The organism is Streptomyces sp. NPDC029674, assembly GCF_044903205.1.
In the GTDB taxonomy this organism is placed as follows: Bacteria; Actinomycetota; Actinomycetes; order Streptomycetales; family Streptomycetaceae; genus Streptomyces.
The window spans coordinates 115,524-137,588 of sequence record NZ_JBJDPY010000006.1; the positions used below are offsets into that span (position 1 = coordinate 115,524).

The following is a 22,065-nucleotide window of genomic DNA, read 5'->3' on the forward strand; positions in this document are numbered from 1 at the left end:
ATAATTCCGTCAATCCAGGATGACACTCCATCAATCACCCATTTCGGTGAGGACCGGGACTGTTGGAGCGAAGCATCCACATACGGGCGATACGGTCACGTCCATGCCTGCCGACTCACCCGCCGACTCCCCTGCCCGCGCCTCGGCTCCCACGGCGGCCGCCGTGTCCGTCTCCGGCTGGGGCCGCACCGCACCGACCACCGCCCGGCTGGTGAGACCCCGCACACAGGAGGAGGCCGCGGCCGCGGTGCGTGACTGCGGAGAGCGCGGCGGCATCGCCCGCGGCCTGGGCCGTGCCTACGGAGACGCCGCGCAGAACGCGGGCGGCGCCGTCTTCGACATGACGGGCCTCGACCGGGTGCGCGTCATCGACACCACAGGGACGACGAGCACGGGCGCTCCGGCGGCCACGGTGGTCTGCGACGCGGGCGTCTCACTGCACCACCTCATGGAAGTCCTGCTCCCCCTCGGCTGGTTCGTGCCGGTGACCCCGGGGACCCGTTACGTGACCGTGGGCGGGGCGATCGGCGCCGACATCCACGGCAAGAACCACCACGTCTCGGGCTCCTTCTCCCGCCACGTCCTGTCGATGGACCTGCTGACCGCCGACGGCACGGTCCGCACGGTCGAACCCGGCAGCGCCCTGTTCGACGCGACGGCCGGCGGCATGGGCCTCACCGGAGTGATCCTCTCGGCGACCGTGCAACTCCTGCCGGTCGAGACCTCCTTGATGACGGTCGACACGGAACGCGCCACGGACCTCGACGACTTGATGGCCCGCCTCACCGCCACCGACCACCGCTACCGGTACTCGGTCGCCTGGATCGACCTCCTCGCGCGCGGCGCCGCCATGGGCCGCTCGGTCCTCACCCGCGGCGACCACGCCCCCCTGGACGCGCTTCCGGAGCGGGCACGCGCGCGTAGGGCCCCTCTCGCGTTCCGCCCGGGCCGGCTGCCCGCCGCCCCCTCCTTCCTGCCGGAGGGGCTGCTCGGCAAGGCCTCGGTGGGCCTCTTCAACGAGCTCTGGTACCGCAAGGCGCCCCGCTCCCGCACCGACGAGCTCCAGAAGATCTCCACCTTCTTCCACCCCCTGGACGGCGTCCCGCACTGGAACCGCATCTACGGCCGCAGCGGCTTCGTGCAGTACCAATTCGTCGTCGGATACGGCAAGGAGGAGGCCCTGCGCCGCATCGTGCGGCGCATCTCGGAGCGCGGCTGCCCGTCCTTCCTCGCCGTACTGAAGCGCTTCGGAGAGGGCGATCCGGGCTGGCTCTCCTTCCCGATGCCCGGCTGGACCCTCGCCCTGGACATCCCGGCGAACCTCCCCGGACTCGGTGCCTTCCTCGACGAGCTCGACGAGGAGGTGGCCGCCGCCGACGGACGCGTCTACCTCGCCAAGGACTCACGCCTGCGGCCCGAGATGCTCGCCGCGATGTACCCCAGGCTCGACGACTTCCGCGCCCTGCGGGCCGATCTCGACCCGCGTGGAGTGTTCCGCTCGGACCTCTCCCGCCGCCTCGCCCTCTAGGAGACCGGTACTCATGAAAGACGCCTTCGGCACCCCTCAGTCCCTGCTCGTCCTCGGCGGCACCTCCGAGATCGGCCTCGCCACCGCACGGCGCCTCGTCGCCCGCCGCACCCGCACGGTCTGGCTGGCCGGGCGCCCGTCACCGGACCTGGAGCGGGCCGCGGCCGGCCTGCGCGACATGGGCGCGGAGGTGAAGACCGTCGCCTTCGACGCCCTCGACCCGGAGTCCCACGAAGCGGCCCTCGGCAAGATCTTCACCGAGGGCGACATCGACATGGTGCTGCTCGCCTTCGGCATCCTCGGCGACCAGGCGCGCGACGAGGACGAGCCCGTCGCGGCGGTCCGCGTCGCCCAGACCAACTACACGGGCGCCGTCTCCGCCGGCCTGGTCTGCGCACGGGCGCTGCAGACGCAGGGACACGGCTCCCTGGTGGTGCTCTCCTCGGTGGCGGGCGAGCGCGCCCGCCGCTCGAACTTCATCTACGGCTCCAGCAAGGCCGGACTCGACGCCTTCGCCCAGGGCCTGGGCGACGCGCTGCACGGCACCGGAGTGCACGTGATGGTCGTCCGCCCGGGCTTCGTCCGCTCGAAGATGACCGCCGGTCTGGAGGAGGCCCCCATGGCGACCACTCCGGACGCGGTGGCGGAAGCGATCGAGCACGGCCTGCGGCGGCGCTCCGAGACGGTGTGGGTACCGGGAGCGCTGCGCCTGGTCATGTCGGCCCTGCGGCACGTGCCGCGGCCCGTGTTCCGGCGACTGCCCCTCTAGGAGGTCTTCGGCGGTTCGTACGTGGCGACGGTGGGCAAGGTCTGCGGGTTGCCCCACTGGGTCACGTAGATCTTGCCCACGCCGACGAACTTCCTCGTGCCCGGCACCGGCACGATCGGGTCGAGCCAGAGCTGCTGTCTCGCGCCGGACTTGATCTCGCCCTTGGCGGGCAGGTGCGGCCAGGACAGCTTGGTGCAGCGCCCCTCCGGAGTGCGGTACCGGCGTACTCCGAAGAGGAGCCCTCCGTCCTCGTCGTGCGCGACGACACTCCTGGAGAGGCACGGGTCCTGGTCGGCGCCCTTCTGCTCGTGCCAGCGGGAGCCGTCCCAGCGCAGCGTGATGTGCTCGATGGAAGGTTCCCCCTCGGCCTCTCCGTGGTTGAAGTCGTGCGAGCCGTAGGCCCACGCTTCTTTTGGAGAGGCCGCCACCACGCCGTCGAGGGAGGCGCCCGGCTCGGGCGGAACGGGCTCGGGGAAGCGGTACTCCGGCGTCCGCGTGCTCGTCCAGGATTCGCCGTTCCAGTGCATCGCCGCGGGCTGGCTGAGTTCGCCGCCCTCGCCGCCCACTCCGGGACCGCTCGTGCGGAAGCCGACCGCCCACAGGTCGTCCCCCGACGTGCCGTCGAGCGCGTTCGCGACGGCGGGCAGCGCGTGACTGGTCCATCGGCTGCCGTCCCAGTGCTGCGCCTGTTTCTCGCCGAGCAGCACCCACACGTCGTCGGGAGCGAACACCTTGGTCTCGCTGAGCATTCCGCTCCCCGGCGGCCGTGGCACGCGCTGCCAGCGGGTGCCGTTCCAACGGGCCACGCCCACCGTGAAGTCGTCGCCCGAGCCGAAGAGCCACACGTTGTCCGGGCCCGAGGAGTCGAGCCGCGGGTGGAGGATGTTCCCGTCGAGCTCGGCCGGTGGCTTCTGCCGCCGCCATTCGCTGCCTTCGTAGTGCAGCAGGTACTGGCCGTCGGGGTCGCTCATGTTGCCGTTGAGCGACTCCCAGCCCGCGGCCCAGATGTCGTCCTCGGAGGCCGCGGTGACGGTGGTCAGTTCGCCCCTGGTGGTCTTGTCGACGTGGGCGAGCTTCCAGGCGTCGCTCTTGGCGCCGCCGGCCCGGGCGGGTCCCCTGTCGTCGCCGGCGCAACCCGCTGCGGCGAGAGCCAGCACGGCCAGGATCGCGGCGGTCCTCTTCATGGCTTCTCCTGCCGCTTCAGGGCGACGACGACGGCTTTGGACGGGGCGAAGCCGCTCTGCAGGACGTCGACCGTGCCGAAGCCCAGCACCTTGTCCGAGCCCGGCACCGTGATGATCCGCTTCAGCCAGAGCTGCTGCTGCGACTCGGGGCGCACGCCGCCGCCTTCGGGCAGCCTCGGTTTCTTGATCTTGGTGCAGGTGCCGTCGGTGGTCAGGTGCCAGTTGCCGTTCATGAAGAAGCCGCGGTCACCGTCCCGGGCCACCGGACTCCGGTACGCGCACGCTCCGGGGAAGGGCTTCGCATCCGTCCAGCGGGAGCCGTCCCAGCTCAGCCCGACGTGCTCCGACTCGGGATCGCGGGCCACTTCGCTGTCGTAGCCCTTGTAGGAGTGCCCTCCATAGGCGCGGGCGTACGTACGGGAGGCGACGTCGATCCCGGTGAGCTCGGCGTACGGCTCGGGCGGCACCGGGTCGGGGAAGCGGTACGTGGGCGTCTTGGTGAGCGACCACTCCTTACCGTCGAAGCGCATCGCGGCGGGCTGCCTGACCTCACCGCCCGGCCCACCGACACCGGGCCCCGTCGTCCGCGCGCCGACCGCCCACACGTCGTCCTTCGCCGAACCCGCGAGGGCGGCGACCTTCTCGGCGGGCATCGGCGTCACCGTCCAGCGACCGCCGTCCCAGTGCGTGACCTTGCCGTCGCCCCGGAGCACCCACACGTCGTCCGCGCTGATGACCTCGACGTCCTTGAGCGGCCCGGCGGGTGCGTCCTTCACCGGGCCCCAGCGGGTGCCGTCCCAGAGCGCGTACCGCGGGGTCCTCGTGTCCGACGCGGTGCCCTCCACGGTGTGCAGCCGGATGCCCGCCGACCCCAGGTACTCGAGCCGGGAGAGGTGGGGGTCGCCGTCGGCCGGCATCGGCTCCCGCGTCCACTTCTCGCCGTCGAAGTGCAGCAGATGGCCCTTCGTGAACCGCCCGTCGGTGTGCGCGCCGTCGCTCCCGAGCGCCCATATGTCGTCCGGAGCCATGGCCGCCCCGTCGATCAGCTCGCCGTCCTCGTCGTCGATGCGCTCGTACGCCCAGGAGAGCCCGGCGGCACGGGACTTGGACGGTGACGCGTCGGCGGTCCCGTCGGCCTTCTGTGCCCCGCAGCCGGCCGCCAGCAAGGCGAGGACGGCGACGGCTGCCGCTGCGTTGCGCATGATCCCCCAGCACGGTCGGCCGGGGCACCCCCGGTCAGCGAGCGGGCAGCGTACCCCGGGCCGCCGGGGCCTGCGCCTGAGGGGGCACTACAGGGCCGCCGAAAACGAAGTCGCGCAGCTTGCGCCAGACACCGTCGGAGCCCTGCTCGTACAGGGCGAAGCCGGTGCACGGCCACTCGGCCTCGTACTCCGAGAGCTCCTCGTACGCGCGGTCCATGGCCTCTTCGGAGATGCCGTGCGCCACCGTGACATGCGGGTGGTACGGGAACTGCAGTTCGCGCGCCATCGGCCCCGAGGCGTCCCGGACCCGCTCCTGCAGCCAGGAGCACGCCGAGGCGCCCGCCACCACCTGTACGTAGACCACCGGCGACAGTGGACGGAAGGTGCCCGTTCCCGAAAGGCGCATCGGGAACGGGCGGCCCGCCGCCGCGACCGAGAGCAGATGCGCCTCAACCGCGGGCAGCGCCGACGCGTCCACCTCGGTGGGCGGCAACAGGGTCACGTGCGTGGGGATGCCGTGCGCCGCGGGGTCCCCGAAGCCCGCACGCCGCTCCTGGAGCAGGCTGCCGTGTGGCTCCGGGACCGCGATCGAGACGCCGATCGTTACGGTCCCCACGTCGTACTCCTGTCGTCGTGTCCATGGGCAGGGGAACGCCGCCCGGAGGGCAGCGCCGTGCAAGCTGTTGTGCTCGGTCCGGTGACTCAGTGCTTGGCGGGCAGGAAGCCCACCTTGTCGTACGCCTGCGCGAGGGTCTCGGCGGCGACGGCTCGAGCCTTCTCGGCACCCTTGGCCAGGATCGAGTCGAGCGTCTCCGGGTCGTCCAGGTACTGCTGGGTGCGGTCCCGGAAGGGGGTCACGAACTCGACCATGACCTCGGCGAGGTCGGTCTTCAGCGCACCGTAGCCCTTGCCGGCGTACTTCTGCTCCAGTTCGGCGATACCGGTGCCGGTGAGCGTGGAGTAGATGCTGAGGAGGTTGCTGACGCCCGGCTTCTCCGCCACGTCGTAGCGGATCACCGTGTCGGTGTCGGTGACGGCGCTCTTGACCTTCTTGGCGGTGGCCTTGGGCTCGTCCAGGAGGTTGATCAGGCCCTTCGGCGTGGACGCCGACTTGCTCATCTTGATCGACGGGTCCTGGAGGTCGTAGATCTTCGCCGTCTCCTTGAGGATGTACGCCGACGGCACGGTGAACGTCTCCCCGAAGCGGCCGTTGAAACGCTCGGCCAGGTCACGGGTGAGCTCGATGTGCTGACGCTGGTCCTCGCCGACCGGCACCTCGTTGGCCTGGTACAGCAGGATGTCGGCGACCTGCAGGACCGGGTACGTGAAGAGGCCGACGGACGCGCGGTCGGCGCCCTGCTTGGCGGACTTGTCCTTGAACTGCGTCATGCGCGAGGCCTCGCCGAAGCCGGTGAGGCAGTTCATCACCCAGGCGAGCTGGGCGTGCTCGGGGACGTGGCTCTGGACGAAGAGCGTGCAGCGCTCCGGGTCGAGGCCCGCGGCGAGGAGCTGGGCGGCGGCGAGCCGGGTGTTGGCGCGCAGCTCGGCGGGGTCCTGCGGGATCGTGATCGCGTGCAGGTCCACCACCATGTAGAAGGCGTCGTGGGACTCCTGCAGCGCCACCCACTGGCGGACCGCGCCGAGGTAATTGCCGAGGTGGAACGAGCCGGCGGTGGGCTGGATTCCGGAGAGCACACGAGGTCGTTCAGAGGCCATGGTGCCCATTCTCTCAGGTGACTCTCATAGCTCGGAAACAGGTCTGTGACGGGTGGGAACCGATCGGCCACGGCCGGTGTATCAAAGGTGTGAGGGCACAGGGGGAGGTCCTGGAGGGGGGCCGCGTCGTCGACGAGGGTGCGGTGATCGCGCGTGTGCGCGCCGGAGAAGCGGAGGCGTACGCGGAATTGGTGCGCGCTTTCACCGGCATCGCGCTCAGGGCGGCGGCGGCACTCGGCGCGGGACCGGACGCGGAAGACGTGGTGCAGCAGGCCTTCTTCAAGGCCTACTGCTCACTCGGGCGGTTCCGGGACGGCTCGGCGTTCAAGCCGTGGCTGCTCGCGATCGTCGCCAATGAGACGAGGAACACAGTGCGTTCGGCGGTCCGGCAGCGGTCGGTCGTCGGCCGGGAAGCCGCGCTCGTCGAAGCGGAGCCGCTGATACCGGAATCGGCGGACCCGGCGGTGGCGGCCCTGGAGGACGAGCGAAGGGCGGCCCTGCTCGCCGCCCTCGACCAGCTCGGTGAAGATCACCGCCTGGTCGTCACGTACCGCTATCTGCTGGAGATGGACGAGGCGGAGACGGCCCAGGCGCTCGGCTGGCCACGGGGCACGGTGAAGTCCCGGCTGAACCGCGCACTGCGCAAGCTGGGACGGCTCCTTCCCGGGGAAGGAGGTGAGGAAGGTGAGTGAGCGGCATCGCGAGGGCGAGGACGAGGCCGGGGACAAGGCGCGGAAGGCGGCGCGGCTCCGCGAGGAGCTGCGGGCACTCGGCCGGTCGATGGACGCGGGTGACGGGGGTGCCGTCGGCGGGGAGTCGATGGCCGAGCGCGTCATCGCGCAGATACTGGCGGAGAAGGCCGCGGTGCCGGTGGCCGAGCCGCCCGGTCCCGCCGAGCGGCTGCGCGGGCTGCGGCGTGGTCTGCGGGTGCGGTGGCGGACGGTGACGGCCGCGCTGTGCGGACTGCTCACGGTCCTCGTGCTCACGCCTCCGGTGCGGGCGGCGGTCTTCGAGTGGTTCGACTTCGGCGGAGTCGAGGTGCGGTACGACCCGTCGGCGACGCCCTCCGCCGGACCGGGCGTGCCCGGGTGCGGTGATCCGGTGACGGCGGCGGAGGCCCGGCGCCTGGCCGGGTTCTCCCCCGCGGTGCCGAAGTCGCTCGGCGCCCCGGACGCGGTGTCGGTGACGCGTGAGCCGGACGCCCGGGTCCTGGTCAGCCTCTGCTGGCGCAGGGACGGCCGGACGATCCGCCTCGACGAGTTCGCGGCCCGGCTCGACCCAGGCTTCGCCAAGACGGTGCCTGCGCCGCCGGACTGGGTCGAGGTCGGCGGGGAGACGGGCCTGTGGTTCGCCCGGCCGCACCGGCTCACGTTCTGGCTGGTGGAGGGCGACGGCGACCGCTGGCGGCGGTCGGAGCGGACGGCGGGGCCGACGCTGCTGTGGACGCGGGGGCAGGAGCTGACGCTGCGGCTGGAAGGCGTGGCGTCGAAGGAGCGGGCGCTGGAGATCGCCGAATCCGTTCCGACCGACCGCCCCGGATCGGGAACGTGAACGGCTCGGGCGGTGTACCAGAAGTGAACCGACGCGGAGCGACCGCGCCGGCGAGCGGCTGGGGGACAGGACATGCGGAGGACAGAGGGACTGTGCGGGGCAGCGGCCGGACTGGGTGTAGCGGCGGCGCTGGTGGTGCTGGGTGCGCCTCCGGCGGTGGCGGGCGGGCCGACGAGCGTGCTGCTGGTGTCACCGGAGAGCACGGAGAGCGCGGCGCTGTACCACAGCGACGGGGAGTACGCCGATTTGGAGCGCTGGCTGGCGCCCCGGTCCTCACGGGAGAAGCCGGACGAGGAGCCTCCAGGGCCCGGGGTGGGTATCGGGAGCCGTCAGATCAATGTCACGTGGATGGCCCATGACGTGTCGCCGTGGCGGGTCGACCAGGTCTATGCGCCGCTGCCCGGCGAGAAGGAAGGCGCCAAGAAAGACCCGGTCGTCTGGGTGCACAGGTCGACGGGGGCCGAGTCGCTGAACGGCGACTGGCACCGGGCGAAGGAGCCCGAGCGCCTGGTGTCCCTGTTCAAGGAGCTCGGCCTGCTGGGCAAGGCGTCCGACCGGGGCAGCCCAGGGATCGCACCGGGCCGGGAGACGTTCCCGGAGCCATCGGCCTCGGGGAAGAGCGGCGACGAGCAGCAGGCCGCCGCGGGCGGCGGTCCGGGCAGCGGAAGCAGCGGCACGGACTGGTGGTGGTCGATACCGGGCGCCGGGGCCGGCGCGGTCGCCGCGCTGTTGCTCCGGCGTCCGGTGACCGAGCGCTGGGCGGCAGTGGCGGCGTGGCGCAGGCGACCGCACGAGCCGGGGCCCCGACAGGAGCTGCAGGACCTGTGAACTCGATGGGATCCGAGGCGTCCGCCGGGCCGCCGGGCCGCCGCCCCACCGTGCGGGTGGCGGGGGCGGCGGCCGGCGGCCGGGGCGGGAGCAGCCAAGGGCAGGAGGCAGCTCAGGCGGTCAGCAGGTCAGGCGGTCGGCAGGCCGGGAGCCGGGTGGGCGGCCATCAGGTCGGCGACCTCGGACCTGATCTTCGTCAGGGCGTCCTCGTCCCCGGTGCGCGCGGCGGCGACACCGCGGTCGATCCATTCGGCGACGGTCGCCATGTGTTCCGTGCCGAGTCCGCGGGAGGTGAGGGAGGGGGTGCCGATGCGGACGCCCGAGGGGTCGAACGGCTTCCGGGGGTCGTACGGCACGGTGTTGTAGTTCACGACGATCCCGGCGCGGTCGAGGGCCTTCGCGGCGATCTTGCCCGGGACGTCCTTGGGGGTGAGGTCCATCAGGATCAGGTGGTTGTCCGTGCCGCCCGAGACCAGGTCGAAGCCGCGGGCGAGGAGGGCGTCGGCGAGCGCCTTGGCGTTGTCGACGACCGCGTGGGCGTAGTCGCGGAAGGAGGGCCGGGACGCCTCGTGGAGGGCGACCGCGATCGCCGCGGTGGTCTGGTTGTGCGGGCCACCCTGGAGGCCGGGGAAGACCGCCTTGTCGATGGCCTTGGCGTGCTCCTCGCGGGACATCAGCATCGCGCCGCGCGGGCCGCGCAGGGTCTTGTGGGTGGTCGTGGAGATCACGTCGGCGTGCGGCACCGGTGAAGGGTGGGCGCCGCCCGCGATCAGACCGGCGATGTGTGCGATGTCGGCCACCAGGACGGCGCCGGCCTCGCGGGCGATCACGGCGAAGGCGGCGAAGTCGATGGTGCGAGGGAGGGCGGTGCCACCGCAGAAGATCAGCTTGGGGCGCTCCTTGAGCGCGAGGTCGCGGACCTCGTCGAGGTCGATGCGGCCGTTCGTCTCGGGGTCGGTGGTCCGGCGCACGCCGTACTGCACACCGCGGAACCACTTGCCGGTGGCGGAGACACCCCAGCCGTGGGTGAGGTGGCCGCCCATCGGCAGGGCCATGCCCATCACGGTGTCGCCGGGCTCGGCGAAGGCGAGGTAGACGGCGAGGTTGGCGGGAGAGCCGGAGTAGGGCTGGACGTTGGCGTGCTCGGCGCCGAAGACGGCCTTGGCGCGGTCGATGGCCAGGCGTTCGACGGGGTCGATGTTCTGCTGGCCCTCGTAGTAGCGGCGGCCGGGGTAGCCCTCGCTGTACTTGTTCTGCAGGACGGTGCCGGAGGCTTCGAGGACCGCGGCGGAGACGTAGTTCTCGCTGGGGATCAGCCGCAGGGTGTCGGCCTGGAGCTGCTCTTCGGCGCCGATGAGGGCGGCGAGTTCGGGGTCCTCGGCGGCGAGGGCGGGGTGGTGCTGAGAGGAAGAGGCGGGGCGAGCGGAATGGGAAGGGGAAGTCATGGCGTCCTCCGGGGCGAGCGGTCAGTGTCCGGTCGTGGTCCCGGGGTGCCCAGGCGGGCGGCACCTCGAAGGTTCTGCCTGGCACGGCTTCATCGGGGTCGGTTCCCCGTGCGCCAGTCACCGTGCTGTCAGGGCCAGCGTAGCTGGCACGCCGATCCGGCAGGTTTCCTCGTCCGCGATGCGAGCGACGATAGAAACTGGGCACCACACCCGTCCCACGCCGCAAGACGAACGGAGACCCCGTGTCGAGTACGCCATCTCCCCTTACGTCGTCGTCTGCATCGCCCTCATCTTCTCCCTCATCGTCACCCGCACCGTCGTCAGCGTCTTCCACCTCGCCGTCGGCCGCCGGTGCCGGCACCGGATCGGTCGGCGAGCGGTACATCGCCTCGGCCGAGGCGCACAGCGCGCACAACTACCATCCGCTGCCCATCGTGGTCGCCTCCGCCGAGGGTGCGTGGATGACCGATGTCGAGGGGCGCCGCTATCTCGACATGCTCGCCGGGTACTCCGCGCTCAACTTCGGGCACGGCAACCGCCGCCTGATCGACGCCGCGAAGGCCCAGCTGGACCGGGTGACACTGACGTCGCGGGCGTTCCACCACGACCGGTTCGCCGAGTTCTGTACGCGCCTGGCCGAGCTCTGCGGCAAGGACATGGTGCTGCCCATGAACACGGGCGCGGAGGCCGTGGAGACGGCCGTGAAGACCGCGCGGAAGTGGGGGTACCAGGTCAAGGGGGTGCCGGATGGGCGGGCGAAGATCGTTGTCGCGGCCGGCAACTTCCACGGCCGGACGACGACCGTCATCAGCTTCTCCACGGACGACGAGGCACGGGCGGACTTCGGGCCGTACACGCCGGGTTTCGACATCGTGCCGTACGGCGATCTGGAGGCGCTGCGGGCCGCCGTCACCGACGACACGGTGGCCGTGCTGATCGAGCCGATCCAGGGCGAGGCCGGGGTGCTCGTGCCGCCGGCCGGATATCTGCCCGGGGTGCGGGAGCTGACCCGGGAGCGTGGGGTCCTCTTCATCGCGGACGAGATCCAGTCGGGGCTCGGCAGGACGGGACGTACGTTCGCGTGTGAGCACGAGGACGTGGTGCCGGACGTGTATCTGCTGGGGAAGGCGCTCGGGGGTGGTGTCGTGCCGGTGTCGGCCGTGGTGGCGGACGCGGAGGTGCTCGGGGTGTTCAAGCCGGGTGAGCACGGTTCGACGTTCGGCGGCAATCCGCTCGCCTGCGCGGTGGGGCTCGAGGTGGTCGACATGCTGTCGACGGGCGAGTTCCAGCAGCGGGCCACGGAGCTGGGCGAGCATCTGCACGCGGAGCTGGGGCTGTTGACCGGCGCGGGAAAGGTGACGGAGGTGCGGGGACGCGGTTTGTGGGCGGGCGTCGACATCGCTCCGTCGTACGGCACGGGACGGGAGATCTCCGAGAAGTTGATGGAGAGGGGGGTGCTGGTCAAGGACACGCACGGGTCGACGATCCGCATCGCTCCGCCGCTCGTGATCAGCAAGGAGGATCTGGACTGGGGGTTGGATCAGTTGCGGGCCGTGTTGAGCTAGCGGCGAGGGCGGGCGTCTGCGGCGTCTGCGTCTGACCGCCTCCGGCTCCGTTCGCTGCTTTGGTCTACTCCCGCCTGGTCTGGTCCCGCCGGGTCTGCCCTGTCCTGACTGCTCCTGGTCTCGCGCTTCCGCTGGTCGGTCATCGGGTGCGGGGGGGGCGGACGGGGGTTAGCCCTACCTGGAGTGGGCGGTTGGCAGGATCGTCGCGGGTGAGCGCATCCGGAAGTGTTGAGTCCGGCGGGTGCCGCGGGTGTCGCGGGTGCCGCCGGTTCCCCGACGTTTCCGTAGGAGTTGGCTCGTGCGTGAGCAGGCATGGCAGAGGTTCCGTTCTTCCGGTCGGCAGCAAGGTGGGCGGCGCGGGGGTGGGTCGGCCGTGGCCGCGGCCGTGGTCGCCGTGGCGGTGGGGGCGGTGACGGTGGGCGCCGTGACCGTGGGCGCCCTGGCCCCGGCTGAGGCGTCCGCAGCGTCCGCAGCGTCGGTGGGGCCGGCGAGGTCGGCGGTGTCCGGCGCGTCCAAGTCGGACGCCGTCCAGCGGGGCTTGGACGCGTTGGTGCGTGACGATGGCGTGCCCGGGGCGTTGGCGAGTGTCAAGGGGCGGGAGGGGGGCGCCCGTACCTACACGGCGGGGGTCGGGGATCTGGAGACCGGGGCGAAGGTGCCGCGGGACGGTCAGGTGCGGGTGGGCAGCAATACCAAGACGTTCACGGCGGTGGTCGTGCTGCAGCTGGTCGCTGAGGGGAAGATCCGCCTCGACGACTCGGTCGACACGTATCTGCCGGGTGTGGTGCGCGGGGAGGGGATCGACGGCAGCCGGATCACCGTCCGGCATCTGCTGCAGCAGACGAGCGGGTTGCCCAACTACACGAAGCACGATCTTCAGCCCCGTTACTACGAGCCTCGTGAGCTGCTCGACATCGCGCTCCAGTACAAGGGCGAGTTCGAGCCCGGGAAGGGATGGGCGTACAGCAACACGAACTACGTGCTGGCCGGGCTGATCGTCGAGAAGGTCACCGGGCACGCCATGGCGCGGGAGATCGACCAGCGCGTCATCAAGCGGATCGGGCTGCGGCACACCTACTTCCCCGCCCCGCACGACGCGACCATCCGCGAACCCCACCCCAAGGGATATCTGCAGGAGTCGGCGGGGGCGCCGCTGCGGGACATCACGGAGCTGGATCCCTCCTGGACCTGGGCGGCAGGGCAGATGATCTCCACCAACTCCGACCTCAACCGGTTCTTCACCGAGCTTCTGCGCGGGCGTCTGCTCCCGAAGGCACAGCTCGACCAGATGCGTACCACTGTTCGTGCCGACTACTTCGGGCCCGGTGCCCGTTACGGCCTGGGGCTCGTGAGCAAGCCGCTGTCGTGCGGCGGCGTCTACTGGGGCCACGGCGGCAGCTACCCGGGTTACGAGACCCGGGGCGGGGTCACCGAGAAGGGCCGCGCCGCGAACGTCGCGGTGACCGTGCAGCCGAACGACAAGACGGTCATGACGCGGGTGGACGGTGTCGTGGACGAGGCGTTGTGCCGTTGAGCCGTTGAGCCGTTGCGGTAGCGGTAGCGGTAGCGGCAGCCGTAGGCCGGGCGTCAGGTTGAGGCTCCCTGGTCGTAGGCCGTTCTGAACGCGGGGGCGCCGAGGGCCGTGCGGCTGCGGTGGGTGGCGCGGGTGACGTCCGTGCGTTCCGCGGGAGGCAGGGGCGCTCCTTCTGCCTCGCGGATGCGGGCGGCCGTGCCGAGGAGGCCTGCGGCGTGGGTGTGATCGCCGGCCAGGGAGCGGGCGCCCGCGAGGCCTTCCAGGGCCAGGGCCACCGCGCGCTCGTCGCCCGTCGCGCGGGCCACGGCCAGGCCTTCGCGGTGGAGGGTCTCCGCGCGCGCCGCGTTGCCGCGTTGTTCGGCGACGTAACCGAGTTGGGCCAGGATCAGGGCCGTGCCGGAGTCGACGCCGAAGCGGCGGTTGAAGTCCAGCCACGGCAGGAGGAGTTTCTCGGCCGCGTCCAGGTCGCCGCGATGGCGGGCGCCGAGGGCGAGGCCGGTCTCGGCGAACTGCTGGGCGGGGCGGTGGGACTGCTGGGCGGCGAGGGCGGCGGCACGTTCGTGGAAGGCGGTGGCGGCGGGGTCGTCGCCGGTCAGGAGGGCGATGCGGCCGAGCCGGGAGAGGCGGAAGGAGAGGTCGGTCCAGAGTTCGAGTTCCTCGGCGCCGCGCATTCCGTCGCGCTGGAAGCGGGCCGCTTCCTCGTAGTCGGCGGCGATCTCGGCGAGCACACCGAGCTGTTCGGACGCCTGCAACCGGCCCCACCGGTCGCCCAGTTCGCGGAACAGTTCGGCGCTGCGCGTGGCGTCGCGGCGCAGGGCCGGGAGGTCGCCGCGGTAGAGGGCGCGGGTGGCCCGGGTGGACAGTGCGGCGGCCTCGCCCCACCGGTCGCCCTCGGCCCGGAACTCCGTGAGCAGCGCGTCGACCCGCGCGGTCTCGCGCGGCGTGTGGTCGAACCCGCAGCGCGCGAAGGCGAGCAGCCAGCGGGAACGGGCGTCGGCGGCGGTGGTGTCCGCGCGCTCACAGGCGTTGTGGTGCGCGCAGCCTGGTTCGCCCGTCAGCAGGGCGAAGGCGGCGTGGGCGGAGGCGGCGGCGGTTCGGGCCGAGAGCAGGGGGTCGGCGCCGTCGAGTCGAGGTTCGGCGGGGAGGTGGAGGTGCAGGGCCCGGTCCAGGGAGCGCATGGCTTCGCGGAGGCGGCCTCGGAGGAACCAGTACCAGGTCAGGCCGTTGACGAGGCGTAGCGCCGTCGGGGCGTCGGCGTCCGTGGCCGTCCAGTCCAGCGCGGCACGGAGGTTCGCGGTCTCGTGGTCGAGCCGGCGCAGCCAGCCGCGCTGTTCGGGGCCGTGCAGGGCGGCGGCCGCACGTTCGGCGAAGGCGGCGAAGTGCCGGGCGTGCCGGCGGCGGACCGCGGTGGTCTCGGCGGCGGCGTCGAGGCGTTCGAGGCTGTATGCGGTGACGGATTCGAGCATGCGGTAGCGCATCTCGGGGGCGTCGGTCGTCGACGGGACGAGGAGGGAGCGGTCCACGAGGCGGGTCACCAGGTCGAGGACATCGTCGTCGTCATCGTCGTCGTGCTGGGATGTGGCCTGGAGGGCGGAGTTTGGGGCGGGGTGTGGGGCGGTCTGTGGGGTGGTCTGTGACAGTACGGATTCTGCGCTTGGCAGGGTGAAGCCGTTGCTGAATACGGCAAGTTGGCGGAGCGTGCGCTGCTCCGGTGCCGTCAGGAGGTCCCAGCTCCAGTCGATCATCGCCCGCAGGGTGCGCTGGCGGGCCGGGGCGTCGCGGCGTACCTGGTTCAGGAGGCGGAAGCGGTCGTGCAGGCGGTCGGCGAGGGCGTGCACGCCCAGGGTCCGTACGCGGGTGGCGGCGAGTTCGACGGCCAGCGGGATGCCGTCCAGGCGGCGGCAGATGAGGGCGACGGCCTCGCGGTTCCCGTCGTCCAGGGCGAAGCCGGGGGCGGTGGCCGCGGCGCGGGTGGCGAACAGCCGCAGCGCGTCCTCCTCGCCGAGCGGGGCGACGGCCTCCACGGTCTCGCCGGTCAGGGCCAGGGGTTCCTGGCTGGTGGTGAGGATGTGCAGGTGGGGAGCGTGGCGGAGGAGGTGGGCGGTCAGGTCGGCGACGGGGCCGAGGATGTGTTCGCAGTTGTCGAGGACGAGGAGGAGGCGCCGGCCGGCGAGGGCTCGGGCGAGGCGTGCGACTGCGGCACGGGCGTCCACACTTGTGCTCGCGTCCGCACCCGCTCCCGTGGGCGCGCTCGTGTCCGTGGCCCGCGCCTCGTCCGGCTCTCCCGGTGCGTCGTCGCGGATGCCCAGGGCCGCTGCGACCGTGGGCGCCACCTCGCCTCGTACGCCCGCGAGTTCGGCCAGCCAGATGCCGTCGGGGAAGTCGGCCGTCAGGCCTGACGCCGATTCGAGGGCGAGGCGGGTCTTTCCCACTCCGCCGGGGCCCGTGAGGGTCACCAGGCGTTCGGCGGTGATCAGGCCGCGTATGCGCGCGATCGAGCTGTCGCGGCCTATGAGACCGGTGATCTGCGCGGGGAGATTGGTGAGCCGCTTCTCCTGACCTGCACTCGGCGGTTCTTCCCGGTACGCCTCCTGTCGCAGCATCGCCTCGTGCAGCTCCGTCAGTTCGGGGCCCGGGTCGATGCCCAACTCCTCGGCGAGGTGCAGGCGCAGGTCGCGGTAGGAGTCCAGGGCCTCGGCGACGCGGCCGGCGCGGTACAGGGCCCGGAGGTGGCTGGCCCGCAGGCGTTCGCGCAGGGGCTCGCGTGCGACCAGGGGGGCCAGGTCGTCCGCAAGTACGGCGTGCTCGCCGTGCGCGAGTCGCAGTTCGGCCAGCGTCTCCTGCGCGGTCAGACGCTGCTCCTCCAGGCGGGCGACGGCCGCGCGCGCGAAGTCGGCGTCGCGGAAATCGGCGTAGGCGGGGCCGCGCCACAGCGCCAGCGCGTCGGTCAGGAGCGACGCCTTCGTCCGGGAGTCCGGGCCCACCGCTTCGCCGGTTGCGTCAGCCGTCTCGTACGCGCGTGAGATCAGCGTCTCGAACCGCGTGGCGTCCACGTGCTCGGGCGGTACGCGCAGCTCGTATCCGGCGGGTCCGTACGCCACGAGGCCCCGGCTCCCGGGCTCGGCCGCCTCCAGTGCGCGGCGCAGTTGGGAGACCTTCGTCTGGAGCGAGTTGGCCGGTGAGGACGGAGGGCGGTCGCCCCACAGGTCGTCTATCAACGTGTCCACCGGCACCGGGTGTCCGACCCGTACGAGGAGGGCGGCGAGCAGCGCGCGCACCTTCGGCTCCGGGGCGGGCGCGGCCACCCCGTCCTGCGTGCGCACCGTCAGCGGACCAAGCACCTCGAATCGCATGCGGCCACGTTAATCGGCGCGCGTCGCCGCGCCCGCCGAGCCGCTGACGGAACACCGTGCGTGGACCGTCAGCGTTCCGTGCGCGCCTCCGGGCACGGTGGTTCCCGTGATCGCGACACCGCGATCACCAGTCACCGGCAACCAAACCCGCACGCTCACCTCACCCTCACCACAGGAGTCACCATGACCCTCTCCCGCGAAATTCGTCTCGTCGCCCGACCCGTCGGCGAACCGGCACCGGAACACTTCGAGCTGGCCGCCGTCGAGGTGCCCGAAAGCCCCGGCGAGGGGCAGATCGTCGTCCGTAACACCTGGATGTCGGTCGACCCGTACATGCGGGGCCGCATGGACGACGTGCCGTCGTACATCCCGCCGTTCGGGCTGGGCGCCCCGCTGGAGGGTTCGGCGGTCGGCGAGGTCGTCGCGTCGAACGCCCCGGAGGTGCCGGTCGGCGCGACGGTCACGCACTTCCTGGGGTGGCGGGAGTACTCCGTACTCGACGCCGCCGCCGCGACCGTCGTCGACACCGCGCTCGCCCCTGCCGCCGCCTACCTCGGCCCGCTCGGCGCCACGGGACTCACCGCGTACGCCGCACTGACCCGCACCGCCCCGGTGCGCGAGGGCGACGTCGTCTTCGTGTCCGCCGCGGCCGGGGCGGTCGGCAGTGTCGCGGGGCAGATCGCCCGTGAGCTCGGCGCGTCCCGGGTGATCGGCTCGGCGGGCGGCCCGGCGAAGACGAAGAAGCTCCTCGACACCTTCGGGTACGACGCCGCCGTGGACTACCGGCAGGGCGGCCTGCCCGGGCAGCTCACCCAGGCCGCGCCCGACGGCATCGACGTCTACCTCGACTCGGTCGGCGGCGACCATCTGCAGGCCGCCATCGGGGCGATCCGGCCGGGCGGCCGCATAGCGCTGGTCGGCGCCATCAGCACGTACAACGCGACCGACCCGGCGCCCGGCCCGAACAACCTCTTCGAGGCCGCCAAGAAGGAGGCGACCCTGCGGGGCATGCTCGTCACCAGCCACCTCGACCTGTTCCCGGAGTGGATCGGGCGGGCGGCGCCGCTGCTCGCCGACGGCAGCCTGCGCACCGAGCAGACCGTCGTCGACGGCATCGAGCGGGCGCCGGAGGCGTTCCTCGGGGTGCTGCGCGGGGCGAACACCGGCAAGATGCTGGTCCGGCTCGGCGGCGGCGCCGATTCCTGACCGGGGCCGGACCACACGCGGGACCACACCGCCCTCACAGGATCACGTGCGGAATGAACCTCGCGTACTCGTCCGTGATCAGTCCCGCGGACTCCCTGATGCCGAGGCCCGCCGCCTCGTCCTCGACGACCCACGCGCCGAGGACGACGCGGTTGCCGTCGAAGTCCGGCAGCGGTGCCAACTCCTGGTAGCAGCACGGCTCGTCGCGCACGGCGGCCGTGCCCGGCTCGTGGACCGTGACGCCGGCGCCCTCGCGGCCCAGCAGCGGTTTGGCGACATAGCCACGCGACCGGGCCAGTTCGCGCGGGCCGTCCAGATACGCGGGCAGCAGGTTCGGGTGGTCCGGATACAGCTCCCACAACACCGCGAGCAGCGCCTTGTTGGAGAGCAGCATCTTCCAGGCGGGCTCGATCCACAGGGTCGAGCCCGTGCCGCCACCGTTGTCGAGGGTCTCCAGGACGTGCGGGGCGAAGCGGTCCGTGGTCAGCCACTCCCACGGGTAGAGCTTGAAGCAGCTGCGCATGAACCGGAGCTTCTTGTCGACGAAGCGGCGCGAGAGACGGTCCCAGCCGATGTCCTCCATGGAGATGGACTCGGCGGTGAGCCCGGCCTGTTCGGCGGTCTCGCGCAGGTACGCGACCGTCATCAGGTCCTCGCCGAGCTCGTCGGCGGCGGAGTGCGCGAAGTACAGCGGGCTGCCGGGCGGCAGGAGCGCGGCCTGCTTCTTCCAGGCGTCGACGAGGCGTTCGTGGAGGGAGTTCCACTGGTCGGCGCCGGGGAAGCGCTCCTCCATCCAGAACCACTGCGGGCTCGCGGCCTCGACCAGGGAAGTGGGGGTGTCGGCGTTGTACTCCAGCAGCTTGGCCGGGCCGGTGCCGTCGTAACGGAGGTCGAAACGGCCGTAGAGGGACGGGAGTTCGGCGCGGCGGTGCCAGGCCTCCGTCACGGCGGCCGCCACCCGCGGGTCCGTGATGCCCAGGTCGGCGAGCCGGTCGTGCTCGACGATGTGCGCGGCGGCCGCCAGGCACATCGCGTGCAGTTCCTCGACGACCTCCTCCAGGGCCTCCACCTCGGGGAGCGAGAAGACGTAGTACGCGCTCTCGTCCCAGTAGGGGCGCAGGGTGTCGTCGGGGTAGCGCGTGAGGGGGTAGATGAGCCCCTGGTCCTCGACGGTCTGCTGCCAGCCGGGGCGGGGCTCGATGGTGCGGCGCTCCATGGGGTTCAGCCGCCGCCGCTGCCGCTGCCCGAGCAGCCGAAGCCGTCGCGGTCGACGGCCTCGCTGCGGCTGAAGGTGCCGTAGTCGGCGTAGCGTCCGTCGACGTCGGCGTCGTAGTACCAGGCGGGGTCGGTACGGCCGGAGGAGCTGCCGGTGCCGGTGCCTGTGCCGGTGCCCGTGCCGTAGGAACCCTTGCGGGACTTGCCAGAGGAACCGGCCGAACCGGACGAACCGGAGCTGCCCGACTTGCAGTTGCTGTCGCTCACGATGCGGTAGCCGTTGACGTAGTCGTAGCTGTCGCGGTCCACGCAGCGGCGGTCCGGGTCCGATCCGCAGGAGGTGAGGGCCGCGGCGAGAACGCCCATGCCGCCGAGCGCGACCGTGCTGGAGCGCAGCCGTCGCGATTGCTTCTGTGCCATGTGGTGCCGTCCCCCGTTGTCCTGCTTCTTGCCCTGTTCTTGCCCTGCTTCGTACGTGCTTCGTACGTATCAGCGATCAGCGTAGGGATGCCCCGGCACTCCGTGCCAGCCGGCTCCACCGAATGTCCCTTGGGTCTCCTTTGACTCACCTTCCTCTACAGTCACTTCGTGTCTCTTGGGATGTTTTGCGCACTCGGCTCAGCGGTCTGCTTCGGCACGGCCTCGGTTCTCCAGGCGGTCGCCACCCGCGCCACCGCGCCGGGCACCGGCTCCGGTGTCGACCCGGCGCTGCTGCTGCGCGCGCTGCGCCAGTGGCGCTACGTCGCGGGGCTCGCCCTCGACGGACTCGGCTTCCTGTTGCAGGTCGTGGCGTTGCGCTCGGTTCCGATCTACGCCGTGGGAGCGGCGCTCGCCGCCAGTCTCGCCGTCACGGCGGTGGTCGCGTCCCGGCTGCTGCGGGTGCGGCTCAGCGGCGTCGAGTGGGGCGCCGTGGGCGTCGTCTGCGCGGGGCTCGCGATGCTGGGCCTCGCGTCCGGCGCCGAGGGCGACCGCACCGGCTCGACGACCCTGCGGTACGTGATGCTCGGCATCGCCGTCGCCGTGCTGGTCCTCGGCGCGGTCGCCGGCCGGCTGCCCGGCCGGGCCCGGGCGCTGGCGCTCGGGCTGGGGGCGGGGTGCGGTTTCGGGGTGGTCGAGGTGACCGTACGCCTCATCGACGGCGTGGCGCCGGAGGCGTTGCTGGCCAATCCCGCGACGTACGCCCTGCTGGTAGGGGGTGGTGCGGCGTTCCTGCTGCTCACCTCGGCGCTGCAGCGCGGCTCGGTGACGACGGCCACGGCGGGCATGGTGATCGGCGAGACGATCGGTCCCGCCCTGGTGGGCGTGGTCTGGCTCGGCGACCGCACCCGGGACGGCCTGGGCTGGCTGGCCGTCCTCGGCTTCGCGGTGGCGGTCGCGGGGGCGCTGGCACTGGCCCGGTTCGGCGAGGCCCCGGCCGAGGCGGTGGCGCCGCCCCGGGCCCCGCTCCTCGAAGACCACCGGGACTGAACCGGTTCGCCTCCCTCAGGGCAGCGCGAAGGAGATCCGCCCGCCTTTACCGCCACCCTCAGGGCAACACCCTGCACAACGCCTCCACCGCCCCCGCCCACGCATGATCCGCAGGCGTCCCGTACCCCACCACCAGCGCGTCCCGCCCCCGATCTCCCATCAGGGGGTGCCGGAAGCGCGCCAGGCCGTGTACCGCCAGGCGCTCCCAGTTCGCCGCCTGGACGATGGAGCGCTCGGTGCCGGGCGGGAGTTCGAGTACCGCGTGCAGGCCCGCCGCGATGCCGGTCGCGCGGACGGTGGGCGCGTGGGTGGTGAGCGCCGCCACGAGCTGGTCGCGGCGGCGCCGGTAGCGGAGCCGGGCGGCGCGCACATGGCGGTCGTACGCCCCCGACGTGATGAACTCCGCGAGCGTCAGCTGGTCCAGGGCGCCGCAGGACGCGCCCACCGCGTCCTTCTCGCCGAGGACCTCCTCGTACAGGCCGGACGGCAGCACCATCCAGCCGAGCCGCAGGCCGGGAGCGAGGGACTTGCTGGCCGTGCCGAGGTACACGACGTGTTCGGGGTCGAGGCCCTGGAGCGCGCCGACGGGCTGCCGGTCGTAGCGGAACTCTCCGTCGTAGTCGTCCTCCAGGATCACGCCGCCCGCGCGCCGCGCCCAGCCGACGGCCGCCGCGCGCCGGTCGGGATGGAGCGGCACGCCCATCGGGAACTGGTGCGCGGGGGTGAGCAGCACCGCCTTCGGCGAGGCGGGGCCCAGCGCCGAGACATCCGTGCCGAGTTCGTCGAAGGCGAGCGGCACCGTGCGCAGGCCCGCGCGGTGCAGCAGGTTCCAGTGGATGTCCAGGCCGTACGACTCCACGGTCACCTCCCGCAGCCCGCGCGCCCGCAGCACCCGGCCGAGGACCGCGAGCGCGTGCACGAACCCCGCGGTGACGACGACGCGGTCGGGGTCCGCGTGCACGCCGCGGGCCCGCGCGAGGTAGCCGGCGAGGGCGCTGCGCAGTTCGACGCGGCCGCGCGGGTCCGCGTACCCGAACGCGTCGTTGGGCGCCGCGGCCATCGCGCGACGGGCCGCCTTGAGCCACTCCGCGCGCGGGAAGGACGCGAGGTCCGGCGAGCCGGGGGTGAGGTCGTAGGTGGGCGCCCCGCCCTTCCTGCGGGACGGCGCCGGCCGCACCGGCGGCGCGATCACGCGTTCGGCGACCCGCGTCCCGGAGCCCTGCCGTGCGGTGAGCCAGCCCTCGGCGACCAGATCGGCGTACGCGTCGGCGACCGTGTTCCGTGCGATGCCGAGGTCGACGGCGAGCGAGCGGGACGACGGCAGGCGGGTGCCGGGCGCCAGGCGGCCGCCGCGCACGGCCTCGCGGAGGGCGTCGGTGAGTCCCCTGCGGACGCCGTGGCGCGTGGCTTCCGCGCCCGTCTCCAGGTGCAGGTCCACGCCCAAAGTGGCCCACGTTTCTCCCATGGAAATGGACCATACCCGTGGGCTACTCCGACCGTAC

At 72.3% G+C, this 22,065-nt stretch carries 18 protein-coding genes and 1 riboswitch; of the genes, 9 read left to right on the forward strand and 9 right to left on the reverse strand.

All coding sequences use genetic code 11. The features are described from left to right. Positions 1 to 103: 103 nt before the first annotated feature. Both ACI2L3_RS16155 and ACI2L3_RS16160 read left to right on the forward strand, forming a co-directional pair. Positions 104 to 1,528 (forward strand): FAD-binding protein, encoded by a 1,425-nt coding sequence (locus tag ACI2L3_RS16155; protein WP_404753011.1) that lies wholly within the window; start codon positions 104 to 106, stop codon positions 1,526 to 1,528. Between the two features lie 13 nt (positions 1,529 to 1,541). Beyond that, a complete protein-coding gene (locus ACI2L3_RS16160) occupies positions 1,542 to 2,297 on the forward strand; it encodes a decaprenylphospho-beta-D-erythro-pentofuranosid-2-ulose 2-reductase (RefSeq protein ID WP_404753012.1) in 756 nt (251 codons plus the stop codon). Here the strand turns inward: ACI2L3_RS16160 and ACI2L3_RS16165 are convergent. From ACI2L3_RS16165 to trpS, 4 genes are all read right to left on the reverse strand, one after another. Beyond that, positions 2,294 to 3,481, reverse strand: a complete 1,188-nt coding sequence (locus tag ACI2L3_RS16165; RefSeq protein ID WP_404753013.1) for a hypothetical protein — start codon at positions 3,479 to 3,481, stop codon at positions 2,294 to 2,296. The genes ACI2L3_RS16160 and ACI2L3_RS16165 overlap by 4 nt on opposite strands. Beyond that, positions 3,478 to 4,683, reverse strand: coding sequence for a hypothetical protein (locus ACI2L3_RS16170; protein ID WP_404753014.1), 1,206 nt, complete (start codon positions 4,681 to 4,683; stop codon positions 3,478 to 3,480). Before ACI2L3_RS16170 ends, ACI2L3_RS16165 begins: the two co-directional genes overlap by 4 nt. Before the next feature lie 34 nt (positions 4,684 to 4,717). After that, entirely contained in the window at positions 4,718 to 5,299 is a 582-nt protein-coding gene (locus ACI2L3_RS16175) for a 2'-5' RNA ligase family protein (protein WP_404753015.1), read from the reverse strand. Between the two features lie 86 nt (positions 5,300 to 5,385). Next, complete coding sequence (gene trpS, locus ACI2L3_RS16180) at positions 5,386 to 6,399, reverse strand: tryptophan--tRNA ligase (RefSeq protein WP_150171284.1); 1,014 nt, start codon at positions 6,397 to 6,399, stop codon at positions 5,386 to 5,388. Between the two features lie 143 nt (positions 6,400 to 6,542). Between trpS and ACI2L3_RS16185 the strand changes: the two genes are divergently transcribed. The 3 genes from ACI2L3_RS16185 to ACI2L3_RS16195 all read left to right on the forward strand — a co-directional run bounded on the left by ACI2L3_RS16185 (position 6,543) and on the right by ACI2L3_RS16195 (position 8,778). Further along, positions 6,543 to 7,091, forward strand: a complete 549-nt coding sequence (locus ACI2L3_RS16185; protein ID WP_404753306.1) for an RNA polymerase sigma factor — start codon at positions 6,543 to 6,545, stop codon at positions 7,089 to 7,091. Next, positions 7,084 to 7,950, forward strand: coding sequence for a hypothetical protein (locus ACI2L3_RS16190; protein WP_404753016.1), 867 nt, complete (start codon positions 7,084 to 7,086; stop codon positions 7,948 to 7,950). Before ACI2L3_RS16185 ends, ACI2L3_RS16190 begins: the two co-directional genes overlap by 8 nt. A gap of 72 nt (positions 7,951 to 8,022) precedes the next feature. After that, entirely contained in the window at positions 8,023 to 8,778 is a 756-nt protein-coding gene (locus ACI2L3_RS16195) for a hypothetical protein (RefSeq protein WP_404753017.1), read from the forward strand. Between the two features lie 128 nt (positions 8,779 to 8,906). Here ACI2L3_RS16195 and glyA read toward each other — a convergent pair whose 3' ends face one another. Next, entirely contained in the window at positions 8,907 to 10,223 is a 1,317-nt protein-coding gene (gene glyA / locus ACI2L3_RS16200) for a serine hydroxymethyltransferase (RefSeq protein ID WP_404753018.1), read from the reverse strand. Between the two features lie 40 nt (positions 10,224 to 10,263). Continuing rightward, positions 10,264 to 10,354, reverse strand: a riboswitch (ZMP/ZTP riboswitch). A 252-nt stretch (positions 10,355 to 10,606) separates the two neighbouring features. Here glyA and rocD point away from each other — a divergent pair. Both rocD and ACI2L3_RS16210 read left to right on the forward strand, forming a co-directional pair. Continuing rightward, entirely contained in the window at positions 10,607 to 11,788 is a 1,182-nt protein-coding gene (gene rocD, locus ACI2L3_RS16205) for an ornithine--oxo-acid transaminase (protein WP_404753307.1), read from the forward strand. A gap of 373 nt (positions 11,789 to 12,161) precedes the next feature. Then, a complete protein-coding gene (locus tag ACI2L3_RS16210) occupies positions 12,162 to 13,322 on the forward strand; it encodes a serine hydrolase domain-containing protein (protein WP_404753019.1) in 1,161 nt (386 codons plus the stop codon). A 53-nt stretch (positions 13,323 to 13,375) separates the two neighbouring features. Here ACI2L3_RS16210 and ACI2L3_RS16215 read toward each other — a convergent pair whose 3' ends face one another. Further along, positions 13,376 to 16,675 carry an AfsR/SARP family transcriptional regulator gene (locus ACI2L3_RS16215; RefSeq protein ID WP_404753020.1) on the reverse strand — a complete coding sequence of 1,100 codons (3,300 nt, stop codon included), beginning with the start codon at positions 16,673 to 16,675 and terminating at the stop codon, positions 13,376 to 13,378. 183 nt (positions 16,676 to 16,858) lie between these two features. On the opposite strand from ACI2L3_RS16215, the gene ACI2L3_RS16220 reads away from it, so the two are divergent. Then, on the forward strand, positions 16,859 to 17,881 hold the full coding sequence (locus ACI2L3_RS16220; protein WP_404753021.1) for an NADP-dependent oxidoreductase: 1,023 nt from the start codon (positions 16,859 to 16,861) through the stop codon (positions 17,879 to 17,881). A 34-nt stretch (positions 17,882 to 17,915) separates the two neighbouring features. On the opposite strand, the gene ACI2L3_RS16225 is transcribed toward ACI2L3_RS16220, so the two are convergent. After that, positions 17,916 to 19,097, reverse strand: a complete 1,182-nt coding sequence (locus ACI2L3_RS16225; protein WP_404753022.1) for a glutathionylspermidine synthase family protein — start codon at positions 19,095 to 19,097, stop codon at positions 17,916 to 17,918. Between the two features lie 5 nt (positions 19,098 to 19,102). After that, positions 19,103 to 19,516: a hypothetical protein gene (locus ACI2L3_RS16230; protein ID WP_404753023.1), complete on the reverse strand. Its 414-nt coding sequence runs from the start codon at positions 19,514 to 19,516 to the stop codon at positions 19,103 to 19,105. A gap of 180 nt (positions 19,517 to 19,696) precedes the next feature. Between ACI2L3_RS16230 and ACI2L3_RS16235 the strand changes: the two genes are divergently transcribed. Further along, on the forward strand, positions 19,697 to 20,563 hold the full coding sequence (locus ACI2L3_RS16235) for a hypothetical protein (RefSeq protein WP_404753308.1): 867 nt from the start codon (positions 19,697 to 19,699) through the stop codon (positions 20,561 to 20,563). Positions 20,564 to 20,621: 58 nt separating this feature from the next. Here ACI2L3_RS16235 and ACI2L3_RS16240 read toward each other — a convergent pair whose 3' ends face one another. After that, a complete protein-coding gene (locus tag ACI2L3_RS16240) occupies positions 20,622 to 22,028 on the reverse strand; it encodes a PLP-dependent aminotransferase family protein (RefSeq protein ID WP_404753024.1) in 1,407 nt (468 codons plus the stop codon). Positions 22,029 to 22,065: the final 37 nt, after the last annotated feature.